The 13,887-nt window shown below is 74.7% G+C and carries 12 protein-coding genes; 5 read left to right on the top strand and 7 right to left on the bottom strand.

Going from position 1 to position 13,887, the window contains the following annotated elements:
- Positions 1 to 4 precede the first annotated feature (4 nt).
- The 6 genes from I4I82_RS21520 to I4I82_RS21545 form a co-directional block, all read right to left on the bottom strand.
- Complete coding sequence (locus I4I82_RS21520) at positions 5 to 625, bottom strand: N-acetyltransferase (protein ID WP_218595966.1); 621 nt, start codon at positions 623 to 625, stop codon at positions 5 to 7.
- Positions 622 to 1,683: a flavin-containing monooxygenase gene (locus I4I82_RS21525; RefSeq protein WP_218595967.1), complete on the bottom strand. Its 1,062-nt coding sequence runs from the start codon at positions 1,681 to 1,683 to the stop codon at positions 622 to 624. Before I4I82_RS21525 ends, I4I82_RS21520 begins: the two co-directional genes overlap by 4 nt.
- Positions 1,684 to 1,790: 107 nt before the next feature.
- Positions 1,791 to 2,774 carry a threonine ammonia-lyase gene (locus I4I82_RS21530; protein ID WP_226370180.1) on the bottom strand — a complete coding sequence of 328 codons (984 nt, stop codon included), beginning with the start codon at positions 2,772 to 2,774 and terminating at the stop codon, positions 1,791 to 1,793.
- A 374-nt stretch (positions 2,775 to 3,148) separates the two neighbouring features.
- Positions 3,149 to 4,858, bottom strand: a complete 1,710-nt coding sequence (locus tag I4I82_RS21535; RefSeq protein WP_218593899.1) for a glycerol-3-phosphate dehydrogenase/oxidase — start codon at positions 4,856 to 4,858, stop codon at positions 3,149 to 3,151.
- Positions 4,859 to 4,897: 39 nt separating this feature from the next.
- Entirely contained in the window at positions 4,898 to 6,430 is a 1,533-nt protein-coding gene (glpK, locus tag I4I82_RS21540) for a glycerol kinase GlpK (RefSeq protein WP_218593900.1), read from the bottom strand.
- Positions 6,431 to 6,441: 11 nt separating this feature from the next.
- Positions 6,442 to 7,287 (bottom strand): MIP/aquaporin family protein, encoded by an 846-nt coding sequence (locus tag I4I82_RS21545; RefSeq protein ID WP_218593901.1) that lies wholly within the window; start codon positions 7,285 to 7,287, stop codon positions 6,442 to 6,444.
- 147 nt (positions 7,288 to 7,434) lie between these two features.
- Here I4I82_RS21545 and I4I82_RS21550 point away from each other — a divergent pair, with 147 nt between their 5' ends.
- Both I4I82_RS21550 and glpK (I4I82_RS21555) read left to right on the top strand, forming a co-directional pair.
- Positions 7,435 to 8,199 carry an IclR family transcriptional regulator gene (locus I4I82_RS21550; protein WP_218595968.1) on the top strand — a complete coding sequence of 255 codons (765 nt, stop codon included), beginning with the start codon at positions 7,435 to 7,437 and terminating at the stop codon, positions 8,197 to 8,199.
- 16 nt (positions 8,200 to 8,215) lie between these two features.
- Positions 8,216 to 9,739 (top strand): glycerol kinase GlpK, encoded by a 1,524-nt coding sequence (glpK, locus tag I4I82_RS21555; RefSeq protein WP_218596512.1) that lies wholly within the window; start codon positions 8,216 to 8,218, stop codon positions 9,737 to 9,739.
- Positions 9,740 to 9,743: 4 nt separating this feature from the next.
- Here glpK (I4I82_RS21555) and I4I82_RS21560 read toward each other — a convergent pair whose 3' ends face one another.
- Positions 9,744 to 10,391, bottom strand: a complete 648-nt coding sequence (locus I4I82_RS21560) for an HAD-IA family hydrolase (RefSeq protein ID WP_218594435.1) — start codon at positions 10,389 to 10,391, stop codon at positions 9,744 to 9,746.
- A gap of 270 nt (positions 10,392 to 10,661) precedes the next feature.
- Between I4I82_RS21560 and I4I82_RS21565 the strand changes: the two genes are divergently transcribed.
- The 3 genes from I4I82_RS21565 to I4I82_RS21575 are packed head-to-tail and all read left to right on the top strand — an operon-like array spanning position 10,662 to position 13,881.
- Positions 10,662 to 11,846, top strand: coding sequence for an inositol-3-phosphate synthase (locus I4I82_RS21565; RefSeq protein ID WP_218594436.1), 1,185 nt, complete (start codon positions 10,662 to 10,664; stop codon positions 11,844 to 11,846).
- The gene (locus I4I82_RS21570) at positions 11,843 to 12,754 is read left to right on the top strand and encodes an HD domain-containing protein (protein WP_226370181.1); all 912 of its coding nucleotides are present in this window, start codon (positions 11,843 to 11,845) and stop codon (positions 12,752 to 12,754) included. Before I4I82_RS21565 ends, I4I82_RS21570 begins: the two co-directional genes overlap by 4 nt.
- Positions 12,751 to 13,881: a class I SAM-dependent methyltransferase gene (locus I4I82_RS21575; RefSeq protein WP_218595969.1), complete on the top strand. Its 1,131-nt coding sequence runs from the start codon at positions 12,751 to 12,753 to the stop codon at positions 13,879 to 13,881. Before I4I82_RS21570 ends, I4I82_RS21575 begins: the two co-directional genes overlap by 4 nt.
- Positions 13,882 to 13,887: the final 6 nt, after the last annotated feature.

Raw genomic sequence — 13,887 nt, forward strand, 5'->3', positions numbered from 1 at the left:
AGCGTCAGGGCGCCGGTGCGCGCCGGAACAGCTGCGACGACCCGATCGGGGTGAACCCGGCCGCGAGCAGCGCCCGCAGGCTGGCCGCGTTCCCCGGCGCCACCGCCGCGACCACGACCTCCCCGGCCGGCACGCAGGTCAGCGCGTCGCGCACCAGCGCCCGACCGGCCCCGCCGCGGCGCGCGGGCGGCACCTCCGTGCTCAGCTCGGTGAGGCCGGCGATCCCGCGGCCGAGCACGGCGAGGTCGTCGCCGTCGGCGCGGCCCAGGACGCGCACGTCGTCGCGGACGGCGCGGGCGAACGCGGCGCGGGGGTGACCGGCGAGGTCGGGCCGGGTCTGCAGGGCGGGCGGGCCGCCGGTGCCGCGGGCGACGAGCAGGGCGTCGAGGCTGTCGATCCAGCCGTCCGGCCCGGCCAGCGCGGTGACCAGGCGCGGGTCGTGCGCGCCGCCGAACCCGTCGACGGGGCGGGGCAGCGGGCCGTCGACGGCCAGCACCGCGAACCCGGTGAACGCCAGCACCGCCTCGAGCCCCGCGCGCCACGGCGGCACCTGCACCCAGCCGCCGTCGGCGGGAGGGAAGCGGCCGTCGGCGGCGTCGCGGACGAGCGCGGCGAGCGACGTCACGCGCCGACCCCCGCCAGCCGCGCCAGCACCTCCCGGGCCGCGGCGCGCCCGGCGCGGTTGGCGCCGATCGTGCTGGCGCTGGGGCCGTAGCCGACGAGGTGGATGCGCGGGTCGGCGACCACCCGGGTGCCGTCCATCGCGATCCCGCCGCCCGGCCCGCGCAGGCGCAGCGGCGCGAGGTGACCGAGCGCGGCCCGCCAGCCCGTGGCCCAGAGGATGACGTCCGCGTCCCAGATCGCGCCGTCGTCCCAGGCCACGCCGCCGGGCACGAGGCGGTCGAACACCGGCCGCCGGGCGAGCACGCCCGCCTCCTCGGCGGCGCGGACGGCCGGCGTCCGGAGCAGCCCGGTCACCGACACCACGCTGCCCGGCGCCAGCCCCGCCCGCACCCGCTCCTCGACGCGCGCGACGGCGGCGCGGCCGTCGAAGGTGTCGTCGGAGAAGACGGGCGGACGGCGCGTCACCCAGAGCGTGTCGGCCGCGACGGCCGCGATCTCGATCAGCAGCTGCACCGCCGAGGTGCCGCCGCCGACGACGACCACCCGCTTCCCGCCGAGGTCGTCGGGGCCGCGGTAGTCGGCGGTGTGCAGCTGCCGGCCGTCGAAGGTGCCGGGGTAGCGGGGCACGAACGGGCGGGTCCAGGTGCCGGTGGCGTTGATGAGCGCGCGGGTGATCCAGGTGCCGCGGTCGGTCTCGACGCGGAGGTCCGGTGCGGAGTCGTGGACCCCGAGCACGTGCACCGGCCGCTCGACGCCCAGCCCGAACTCGCGCTCGTAGTCGCCGAAGTACTCCGGCACCACCTCGGCCGCGGGGCGCGTCGGGTCGGGGGGGTCGAAGTGCAGGCCGGGGAGGTCGTGGATGCGGTGGGTGTCGTCGACGCGGAGGGTGGGCCAGCGGTGGCGCCACGCCCCGCCGGGCCCCTCCTCGCCGTCGAGGACGACGAAGTCGGCCCCGGCCCGGGCGAGCCCGGACGCGGCCGACAACCCGGCCTGCCCGGCCCCGATGACGACCACGTCGGTGCGCACACCCACCCCAACACCCGCACCGCCCACCCCCATCCCGCTCCCGCTGTGGGCGCGCCGTCCGCGTCTCGGCGGCCCGCCCCTCGCTCCGCGGCCCGAAGCTCCGCGAGCCCGCCATCCCAGCGCGCGGAGGGCCGTCCCGGTCAGTGCACCGGCGCCCGATCCGGGAAGGGGGTGGCGGTGTACCGGTCCGTCCACCCCGCCAGCGCCTCCACCGTCACGTTCCCCCCGCAGACGACCAGGCCCAGATGGACGTCGGGGCCCACGCGGTCGAGCACCGCCCGGGCCGCCGCCACCAGGCACCCGGCGGCCGGCTCGGCCCACACCTTCGCCTGCTCGGCGAGGGTGAGGGTGCCGCGCACCGCGGCGGCGTCGGACACCACCAGCACCTCCTCCACCCGCTCGCTCACGTGGTCGAGCGTGAGCTGGGAGACGTGCGGCGCCGAGAGCGTCGACACGATGGACGTCGGTGCGATCGGCACCGGCGCCCCCGCGGCGAGCGCGCGCGTCATGGCGTCGGCGCCCTCGGTCTCCACGCCCCACACTCGCGCCCCGGGGAACGCGGTGGCGACCCCGGAGATCAGCGCACCGCCGCCGATGCTCACCAGCACGTCGGTGACGTCCGGCGCCTCGGCCGCGAACTCCAGCCCGACCGTGCCCTGCGCGGCCACGACCTCGCGGTCGTCGAACGGGTGCAGCAGCGTCATCCCGCCCGCCACCAGCTCGTCGAGCAGGGCGAACGCGCCGGACATGTCCGGGGTGAGCCGGACGTCGGCGCCGGCGGCCCGGCACAGCTGCACCGCCCGCGCGGGCACCGACTCCGGCATGACGATCGTCGCGGCGATCCCGAGTGCGCCCGCGGTGTCGGCGACGGCGAGCCCGTGGTTGCCCCCGCTGACGGCGACGACCCCGGCCGCGCGCTCGGCGTCGGACAGCCCCAGCAGCTTGTGGAACGCCCCGCGCGGCTTGAACGACCCCGTCCGCTGCAGCAGTTCGAGCTTCAGCGTGACGGGCGCGTCGAGGTGCCCGGAGAGGCCGGGGGAGGGGACGGTGGGGGTGCGCACCACGTGGCCGGCGATGCGGTCGGCCGCCACGAGGATGTCGTCGATCGAGATCAGGTCGCTCACCACCGCCACGCTAGGCCCCGGCCGCTCAGCCCAGCACGTCGACCGCCCGCGCGACGACCAGCGCCACGGTCACCGGCGACACCAGCGCCCGCACGAGCATCGCGCCCTTCGCCCGGTGCGGGAACGGCAGCGTGTCGGTGGGGCTGAACGCGGCGGAGTGGTGAAAGAGAGGTAGAGGTGGTCGACGAACGCCGGTTCCCGGTCGGGGTCGGCGGCTCCGCCGCGGTCGAACTCCCAGTGCAGCAGCGCGAAGGCGATGGTGTGCGCAGGACCCGCGACTCGCGGTCGACGCGCAGCGGGGCGCTCACGCGGGCACGCCAGCGAGTCGTGAGTGGCAACCGTGCCCTCAGGCACGGTTGCCACTCACGGGCGCGTCAGCGCAGCGGCACGACCTCCGGCGCCCCCATGCGGGCGGAGTCGGCGGTCTCGTCGTCGGGCATCTTCTGGCTCTCCCGCTCGGCGTCGACCCGCTTGCGGTAGTGCTCGACCTCCCGCGCCACCTGGTCCTCGCTCCAGCCCAGCACCGGGGCGAGGAGCGCGGCGACCTCGTCGACGCACCCGATGCCCCGGTCGAAGGTCTCGATCGAGATGCGGGTGCGGCGGGCGAGGACGTCCTCCAGGTGCCGGGCCCCCTCGTGCGAGGCCGCGTAGACGGCCTCGGCGCGCAGGTAGTCCGGCGCCCCGGCGAGCTCCTCGCCCAGCGACGGGTCGGCGGCCACGAGGTCGAGGACCTCGTGGATCAGCGACCCGTAGCGGGTGAGCAGGTGCGCGATGCGGGCCTCGTGCACCCCGTAGCGCGCGGCCAGGACGTAGCGGGAGTTCTTCAGCGCGGTGAACCCCTCGGCGCCCAGCAGCGGCACCTTCTCCGTGACCGACGGCGGCACCTTCGCGTCCAGGGCGTGCACGGCCGCGTCGACGGCGTCCTTCGCCATGATCCGGTAGGTCGTGTACTTCCCCCCGGCGACGACGACGAGCCCCGGCGCGGTGTGGGCCACCGCGTGCTCCCGCGACAGCTTCGACGTGGCGTCCGACTCGCCCGACAGCAGCGGCCGCAGACCCGCGTACACGCCCTCCACGTCGGCGTGCGTGAGCGGCTGCTCCAGCACCTCGTTGACGTGGTCGAGCAGGTAGTCGATGTCGGCGGCGCTGGCAGCCGGGTGGGCCTTGTCGAGGTCCCAGTCGGTGTCGGTGGTGCCGATGATCCAGTGCCGGCCCCACGGGATGACGAACAGCACCGACTTCTCGGTGCGCAGGATCAGCCCGGACGAGCCCTGGATCCGGTCGCGCGGGACGACCAGGTGGATGCCCTTGCTCGCGCGGACCTTGAACTGCCCGCGCTCGCCCACCATCGACTGCGTGTCGTCGGTCCACACGCCGGTGGCGTTGATGACCTGCTTGGCGTGGACCTTGAACGTGCGCCCGGACTCGAGGTCGTGGACCTCGGCGCCGGTGACGCGCTCGCCCTCGCGCAGCAGCCCGACCACGCGCGACCGGGTGGCCACGTGCGCCCCGTAGGCCGCGGCGGTGCGGGCGATGAACATCGTGTGGCGGGCGTCGTCGACCTGCGCGTCGTAGTACTGCAGGGCGCCGACGAGGGCGTCCTTGCGCAGCGACGGCACGATCTTGCGCGCGCCGCCGCGGGTGAGGTGGCGGTGCAGGGGCAGCCCGGCGCTGTGGCCCGACACCCGCGCGAGCACGTCGTAGAGCGCCACACCGGCACCGGCGTAGAACCGCTCCCACCCGCGGTGCTTGAGCGGGTAGAGGAACGGCACCGGCCGGATGAGGTGCGGCGCCAGCTTCTCGATGAGCAGCCCGCGTTCGGAGAGGGCCTCGGCGACCAGCCGGAAGTCCAGCATCTCCAGGTAGCGCAGGCCACCGTGGATGAGCTTGCTCGACCTGCTCGACGTCCCCGACGCGAAGTCGCGGGCCTCGACGAGCCCGACGGTCAGCCCCCGGGTGGCGGCGTCGAGGGCGGCTCCCGCGCCCACGACACCGCCCCCGACGACCAGCACGTCGAGTTCGGTCGACGCCATCGCCTCCAGCGCGGCCTCACGGGCCTGCGGGGAGAGCGCGACCGATCTCATGGTGTGTCCTTTCGTCCGTTCGTACGCGGGTCGGATCCGTCAGCCCACGTCTACCCAGTCCAACGTCCGGGTGACCGCCTTCTTCCACTGCTCGTAACCGGAGTCACGCTGATCGGCCGACCACTGCGGCTCCCAGCGCTTGGACTCGTTCCAGTTGGTCCGCAGCTCGTCGGTGTCCTTCCAGAACCCGACCGCGAGACCCGCCGCGTACGCCGCGCCCAGCGCCGTGGTCTCCGCGACGACGGGCCGGCTGACCGGCACGCCGAGCACGTCGGCCTGGATCTGCATGCACAGCTCGTTGGCGGTGACGCCGCCGTCGACCTTGAGCGTCTCCAGGTGCACCCCGGAGTCCTTCTCCATGGCCTCGGCGACGTCGCGGCTCTGGTAGCAGATCGCCTCCAGCGCGGCCCGGGCCAGGTGCGCGTTGGTGTTGTAGCGCGAGAGGCCGACGATCGCGCCGCGGGCGTCGGAACGCCAGTACGGCGCGAACAGCCCGGAGAACGCCGGCACGAAGTACACGCCGCCGTTGTCCTCGACCTGGCGCGCCAGCGTCTCGCTCTCCGAGGCGCCGGAGATGATGCCGAGCTGGTCGCGCAGCCACTGGATGGCCGACCCCGTGACGGCGATCGAGCCCTCCAGGCAGTAGACCGGCGCATCGTCGCCGAACTGGTAGCCGACGGTCGTGAGCAGCCCCGCCTTGCTGCGCACGAGCTCGGTGCCCGTGTTGAGCAGCATGAAGTTGCCGGTGCCGTAGGTGTTCTTGGCCTCGCCGGGGGCGAAGCAGACCTGGCCGACGGTGGCGGCCTGCTGGTCGCCGAGGTCGCCGGTGATGAGCACCTCGCCGCCGAGCGGGCCGTTCGTGAGCGTCGAGCCGTAGCCGCCAGGGCAGGAGCTGGGCTTGATCTCCGGCAGCATCTGCCGTGGGATGTCGAAGAAGCTCAGCAGCTCGTCGTCCCAGTCGAGGGTCTCGAGGTTCATCAGCATCGTGCGGCTGGCGTTGGTGGGGTCGGTGACGTGGCTGGCATCCTTCCCATTGGCGCCGTTGACGCCGCCGGTCAGGTGCCAGATCAGCCACGTGTCGGTGTTGCCGAAGATCGCGTCGCCGCTCTCGGCGAGCGCGCGGGCCCCGTCGACGTTCTCCAGGATCCACTGGATCTTGCCACCGGAGAAGTAGGTGGCCGGCGGGAGGCCCGCCTTCTGCCGGATGACGTCGCCGCGCCCGTCCTTGTCCAGGGCGGTGGCGATGCGGTCGGTGCGGGTGTCCTGCCAGACGATCGCGTTGTAGAGCGGGCGCCCGGTGCGCCTGTTCCACACGACGGCGGTCTCGCGCTGGTTGGTGATGCCCAGCGCCACCAGGTCCGACGACGACAGGCCGGTCTTGTTCAGCCCCGTCTGGATGACCGCGGAGGTGCGCTCCCAGATCTCCACGGGGTTGTGCTCGACCCAGCCCGCCTGCGGGAGGATCTGCTCGTGCTCGAGCTGGTGGCGGCCCACCTCGTTGCCGCTGTGATCGAAGATCATGAAGCGGCTGCTGGTGGTGCCCTGGTCGACTGCTCCGACGAACTCGGCCATCAGGCTCTCCTCTACGCGTTCTGGTTGGTGTCGGTCGCCGTGCCGCGCGGCTCGGGCACCGTCGGCTCCGAGACGGTGACCTCCTCCGCCTCGGCGGGCAGGAAGCCCTCGATCATGAACTTGAACAGGGCTCCGCCGATCAGGCCGCCGATGATCGGCGCGATGATCGGCAACCACCAGTAGGGCGTGCCGTTCTGGTCCACCCACGCCGTCTGGTAGCCGGTGATGTACGAGGCGAGCCGCGGGCCGAAGTCGCGCGCCGGGTTGATCGCGTAGCCCGCATTGGCGCCCCACGCCATGCCGATGCCGACGACGAGCAGGCCGACGACCACCGGTCCGAGGTTGGCCATCGGCGGGTTGTTCGCCGCCGTGGTCAGCGCGAAGATCACGAAGACGAGGATCGCGGTGCCGACGATCTGGTCGAAGAACGCCGTGCCGATGCCGACGCCGTCCGCGCCGTTGCCTGGGAGCGTCGAGAAGACGAACTGGGTGGCGACCGTGTGCATCGGGTCGACCTTGTTGATCAGGTCGGAGTAGACGAAGCGCACGATCAGCGCGGCCACGAACGCGCCGGCGGTCTGGGCGAGCGAGTAGGGCAGCACCTTGCGCCAGGAGAAGCCCTTGAAGGCCGCCAGCGCGATGGTGACGGCCGGGTTCAGGTGTGCCCCCGACAGCCGGGCCGCGACGTAGACACCCAGCGTCACGCCGATGCCCCACGCCCAGGTGATGGAGTCGTGGTCGCCGAGGCTGCCGTCGGGCGTGGTGACGACCTGCGCCACGACACCGACACCGAACAGGATGAGGATCATGGTGCCGAGGAACTCGGCACTCAGCTCCCCGACTAACGAGTTCTTCATCAGCGAAGTCCTCTCTCATCGGCCCACCCCCACAGCAGGCCGTGACCGAAAACTAGGAACGGCCACGATCGGGGTCAACGCGAGGTGTTCGACATTGTCGAACCGCCGTTCGGCCGCAGATCACACATCGGTCCTACAGTGGGTCGGGTGCCGGGTTCCATCCAGTCGATCGAGCGCGCCGCGGCCGTCCTCCGGCTGCTCGGCAGCACCGACCGGCCGCTGGGCATCAACGAGATCGCCGCGGCGCTGGACCTGCCCCGTCCCACCGCACACGGCATCGTGCGGACGCTGCGGGAGGTCGGGTTCGTCGAGCAGGGCCCGTCCTCGCGCTACGTCCTGGGCGACGCCCTGCGCGAGCTGGGTCGCGGCGGCTGGGACCGCCACGACCTGCGCGCCCGCGCCCTGAACTGGGCCGACTCGCTGGCCGGCAGCACCGGGCTCGCGGTGCAGATCGGGGTGCCCGACGCCGGGGCGGTGCGGCTGGTGCACCACGTCTTCCGCCCCGACGGCACGCCGCAGACCATCCGCACGGGCGAGGAGCAGCCGCTGCACGCCACGGCGCTGGGCAAGTGCCTGCTCGCCTTCGCCCCCGTCGCGACGCCGCCCCCGCGCGAGCTGTCGCTGACGCCCTACACCGGGCGCACCTGCGCGTCGCTCCCCGCGCTGGAGGCCCACCTCGCGGTCGCGCGGCGGCGGGGCTGGGCGGGCGACAGCGGGGAGTTCGAGCCCGGCACCGGGGGAGCGGCGGCGGCGCTGCGCGGCAGCGGCGGGCTGGTGGCGGGCGCGATCGGCGTCGTCGGGCCGGTGGAGGAGCTGTTCGGGATCGGCGGGGAGCTGCGGCCGGCGGTCGCGGTGCACCTCGTCGCCGCGGCCCGGGAGATCTCGGCCTCGCTGGTGGTGGGCACGCCGTGAGGGGGTGGCGGGCGTGATGCGGGAGCGGGTCGTCGCCGCGATCGACCAGGGCACCACCAGCACGCGCTGCCTGCTGTTCAACCGCTCGGGTCGGATGCTCGCCGTCGCCCAGCGCGAGCACCGCCAGCACTACCCCGCGCCCGGGCTCGTGGAGCACGACGCCGCCGAGATCTGGCGCAACGTCGGCCGGGTCGTGCCGGCGGCGCTGCGCAGCGCCGGGCTCGGCCCCGAGGACCTCGTCGCGCTCGGCATCGCCAACCAGCGCGAGACCACCGTCGTCTGGGACCGACGCACGGGCGTCCCGATCTCGCGGGCGATCACCTGGCAGGACACCCGCACCGACGGCATCGTCGCCCGCCTCGCCGACGACGGGCACGCCCCGCTGATCGCCGCCGTCTGCGGCCTCGCCCCGGCCACCTACTTCGCCGGGCCGCGGCTGCGCTGGATCCTCGACCACGTGCCCGGCGCGCGCGAGGGCGCCGACGCCGGCGACCTGCTGTTCGGCACGATGGAGTCCTGGCTGATCTGGAACCTCACCGGTGGCCCCGACGGCGGCCGCCACGTCACCGACGTCACCAACGCCAGCCGCACGATGCTCATGGACCTGCGCACGCTGGAGTGGTCCGACGTCCTGCTCGACGTCCTCGACGTGCCGCGCCGGATGCTGCCGGAGATCCGCTCCAACGCCGAGGTCTACGGGACGTGCACGTCGGTGCTGCCCGGGGTGCCGGTCGCGGGGGCGCTGGGCGACCAGCAGGCCGCGCTCGTCGGGCAGGCCTGCTTCGCCCCCGGGGAGGCGAAGTGCACCTACGGCACCGGCGCGTTCCTGCTGATGAACACCGGGGCCCGGATCGCGGAGTCGACGCACGGCTTGATCCCGACGGTCGGGTACCTGCTGGGCCCCATGGCGACGGGCGCCGAGCCGGTGTACGCGTTGGAGGGCGCCATCGCGATGACGGGCTCGCTCGTGCAGTGGTTCCGCGACTCGCTCGGCATGATCGGCACCGCGGCCCAGATCGAGACGCTCGCGGAGACCGTCGAGGACAACGGCGGCTGCTACATCGTCCCCGCCTTCTCCGGGCTGTACTCGCCGCGCTGGCACCCCGACGCGCGCGGCGTGATGGTCGGGCTGACGTCGTTCATCAACCGCGGACACCTCGCCCGAGCGGTGCTCGAGGCCACCGGGTGGCAGACGCGCGAGGTCGTCGACGCCATGAACCTCGACTCCGGCGTGCCCGTCACCCGCCTCAAGGTCGACGGCGGCATGACGGCCAACCACCTGCTCATGCAGTTCGTCGCCGACGTCCTCGACGTGCCGGTGGAGCGCCCGCTGGGTTCCGAGGCGGTGTCGCTCGGGGCGGCCTACGCGGCGGGGCTCGCCGTGGGGCACTGGGCGGGGGTCGAGGTGCTGCGCGCCAACTGGCACCGCGCGGCGGCGTGGGAGCCCGCGATGGACCCCGGCCTGCGCCGGCGCGAGCACGAGAACTGGGGGCGGGCGGTCAACCGGAGCTACGGCTGGGTGCAGACGCCCGGCGGATGAGCGCTCACCGGGACCACGTCGCGTCGCCGGTGAGGGTGTCGGCGAGCTCGTCGGCGTCGGCCACGACCTTCTGCGCCCCCACCAGCTCGCCCGGCCCGGCGTAGCCCCACGACACCCCGATCGTCGGGATGCCGAAGGCGGCGGCGCCGTCGACGTCGTGGTGGCGGTCGCCGACCATGACGACCGGTTCGCGGGACGGGTCGAGGCCGAGCCGCTCGAGCACCGAGGCGATGACGGCGGCCTTGCCCAGGCGTCCGTTCGGCTGGTCGGCGCCGCCGACGAGGGCGAAGAACCCCGCGATGCCGACGCCGTCGACGATCCGGCGGGCGACGTGCTCGGGCTTCGACGTGGCGATGGCCAGGCGCAGCCCGCCCAGGCGCTCCAGCAGGCCGACGGTGCCCGGGTAGAGCGGCGTCCGGGTGGCCGCGACGGCGTCGTAGGTGGAGCGGTAGACCGTGATCGCGGCGGCGGTCTGCTCGGCGGTGAGGCCGAGCGCGGGCAGCGCCGTCTCGAACGGCGGGCCGACGAGCGGGAGCAGCTCGGCCGGCGTGCGGGTCACCCCGATCGTGGCCAGTGCGGCGGACAGGTGCGTGGTGATGAGGGCGGCGGAGTCGACGAGGGTGCCGTCGAGGTCCAGCAGGACGGTGCGCACTGCGACGAGCCTACGGCGTGGCCCGGTAGGAGACAGATCACACCGGGCCCGGGCGGTGCGGCGGCCCGAACCGGGTTCGCGGACCGTCTTCCGGGATCGCCGGAACACGGCTCGGCACCGGGACGCCGCGCCGCACTCCACCCCTCTACGACAGTAGGTACTCCTTCCGCCACTCGCGCGTCGACCGTGCACCGGAGTGACGATTCCGCTGGTCGTGGGCGGGTACCAGTCCCTTCGCAGTGACGCGAGAGGTCGACGAGAGGGACAGCCATGGCAGAGGTAACCGGCCCCCGGACCGGGGTCGCGATCATCGGGCTGGGCGGGGCGGTCGCGACGACCGCCGTCGCCGGCATCGAGCAGCTCCGGCTCGGCACGATCGGTACCGACGGCCTCCCGCTGGCGCATCGCACCGAGCTCGCGCCCTACGAGTCGCTGGTGTTCGGCGGGTGGGATCTCGACGGCGGCGACCTCGCGAAGGCCGCCGCGGTGCACCGCGTCATCGAGCCGGCGCAGCTCGACGCCGTCGCCGAGCCCCTCGCGTCGATCACGCCGTGGCCCGCGGTGGCCGACCCGGCCTACTGCCGCAACGCCGTCGGCGCGAACGTCGTGCCCGTCGGGCCGCTGCGCGAGCGCGTCGCCCACCTGCGCGACGACCTGCGCCGCTTCCGCGAGGAGCGGTCGCTCGACACCGTCGTCGTCGTCAACCTGGCCTCGACCGAGTCGTGGCCGGACCGCACGTCGGCCATCCTGGGCGACCTCGACACGTTCGAGAAGGGCCTCGACCTCGACGACCCGGTGATCACGCCCGGGATGGTCTACGCCTACGCCGCGATCACCGAGGGCTGCCCGTTCGTCAACTTCACCCCGAGCCTCGGCCCGGACGTGCCCGCCCTGCTGGAGCTGGCCGCGCGCGAGAACGTGCCGGTGGCGGGCAAGGACGGCAAGACCGGGCAGACGATGGTGAAGACGGTGCTGGCGCCGGCGTTCCGCTCGCGCGCGCTCACCGTCGAGGGCTGGTACTCGACCAACATCCTGGGCAACCGCGACGGCCAGATCCTCGACGACCCGTCGTCGTTGGCGAGCAAGCTGGACACGAAGGGGTCGGTGCTCGACTCGATCCTGGGCTACGACGTCGGCGACCACGTGGTGCGGATCGACTACTACCGCCCGCGCGGCGACGCCAAGGAGGCCTGGGACAACATCGACCTCGTCGGCTTCATGGGCCAGCGGATGCAGATGAAGATCGACTTCCTGTGCCGGGACTCGATCCTCGCGGCGCCGCTGGTGCTGGAGCTAGTGCGCCTGGTCGCCGAGGCCGCGCGGCGCGGCGAGGGCGGCGCGCAGGAGCAGCTGGGGTACTTCTTCAAGCAGCCGATGACGTCCGACGGCCGCGTGCCCGAGCACGCGCTGCACCTGCAGGAGCAGGTGCTGCTGGACTGGCTGGACAGGGCGTGACGGAGGTGCCCGCCGCGCGGCTGGCGGCGGTGACACCGCTGTTCCGGGAGGTCACCGACCTCAAGCGGGTGCGGGTCGCGCACGCGGAGGGCTCGGTGGCGGACCGGTCGTTCGCGCGGGCCTGGGCGGCGGTCCTCGGCGGCGCCGACGAGGGCGCCGTCGCGGACGCGGAGTGCGCGGCGGCGCTGGCCGGCGCCCGGCTGGCCGGGATCGACGCCGACGTCCTGGCGGCCACGGGGGTCGCCGACCCCGCTGCGGTGCTGCGGCGGGCGATCGACGAGGTGGCCGGTCCGCTGCACCCCGCGACGGTGGCCCGGGTCCGGGTCGCCCCGCCGGTGGCGGTGGAGCCCGTGGCGCCGCCCCCGTTCGTCGACGCCCTGCGCCGCCAGCCGCGGGCGGGGGCGACCGCACCGGGGCGGCCGCGGCTCGTCGTCGAGCCGCCGGAGGACCACGCGGAGCACTGCTGGGCCGTCGCCGTCCTCGGGGCGCTGCTGGCCGACGACCTCGGCGCCGACCCGGGCGCGGTGTTCCTGCTCGGGCTCGCCCACCACCTGCACAACGCGGCGCTGCCCGACGCCGGGTTCGCGGGGGAGACGCTGCTGGGGGCGGAGCTCGACCCGCTCGTGGAGCGGCTCACCGAACGCGAGCTCGCGACGCTGCCCGACCCGCTGGCCGGGCGCGTGCGCGACCTGCTCGCGCTGCGGGCCGACGCCGACACCCCGGTCGGGCGGGCCTTCCACGCGGCCGACGTCCTCGACCGCGTGCTGCAGGTCCACCACCACGCCCGCGCGGCCGCGTTCACCCCCGCGCAGGCGCTCGACGACCTCGACCTCGTGCACGCCGGGCCCGTCACCGGCTACCACGACGCCGTCCTCGCGGCGGCCGGTCTCGCGGTGGCCGGGTCGTGACCGCATCCGCCTGGGTGGCCGCCGACGGCACCCCGCTGCGCGCCGACTCGCGGGCGACCCTCACCGACGGGGAGCGGCGCTGGCCGGTCGTCTCGGGGATCGCGTGGCTGCGGGCCGGGCGTGACGAGGTGCGGGAGCGGGCCGTCGCCGCGCTCGACGACGGCGACCCCGACGGCGCGGCGGTGGCCCTGCTCGCCGACGCCGACGACTGGTGGGACGAGCCGCCACCGCCCCCGGAGCGGCTCCGGGCGGCGCTGCACTCGCGGACGCTGCGCGACGCCGTGACGCTTCTCGGACTCGGCCGCGTCGGCGTCTACTTCCTGCACCGGTGGTCGGACCCGAGCTGGCTCGCCGCTCTCGCGCTCACCGCCGCGCACCCGCCCGCCGGGCGTCCGGTCGTCGACCTCGCCTGCGGGGCCGGGCACCTGCTGCGCCACCTCGCCTCGCACGGGCACCGCGACCTCGTCGGCGTCGACGTGGTGTTCGCGAAGCTGTGGCTGGCGCACCGGTTCGTGCTGCCGGCCGGGGCGGCGTCGCTCGTGTGCGCCGACCTCACCGCGCCCTGGCCGCTGCCCCCGCCCGAGCGGCCGCGGCACGTCGCCTGCCACGACGCGCTGTACTTCCTGCCCGACAAGGAGCGGGTGGTCGAGCGGGCGCGGGCGGCGGCGGGCGACGGGGGAGCGGTGCTGCTCGGGCACTGCCACAACGCCGAGCACCCGGCCGGGCGCTCGGGCCTGCCGCTCGACGCGCCCGCGTGGACGGCGCTGCTGCCCGGCTCGGCGACCTACGCGGAGGAGGAGCTGACGGCCGCGGCCGTCGAGGACCGCATCCCGCTGCCCGCGACGCCCGCCGAGCTGATGGGCACCGAGGCCGTGGGGCTGGCCGACGACGACGCGGCGGTCCCGCCCGACCGCACGCTGCTGCGGCCCGCGCCCGGCGCGTCCCTGCGCCCCAACCCCCTCTACGGCGACCCCGGCGGCCCGCGCGGCCGGATCTGGCCGCACGTGCGGTGGGCGGAGGAGTACGGCCCGCGGGCGGAGCGGTACTTCCCGGAGCGCTGGACGCCCCTGCCCGTCGCCGACGCCGTGCGGCGCCGGCTGCTGCTCGACCTGCCGGACCGGTGGTGAGGGTGG

Source organism: Pseudonocardia oceani, from assembly GCF_019263585.2.
Lineage (GTDB): Bacteria > Actinomycetota > Actinomycetes > Mycobacteriales > Pseudonocardiaceae > Pseudonocardia > Pseudonocardia oceani.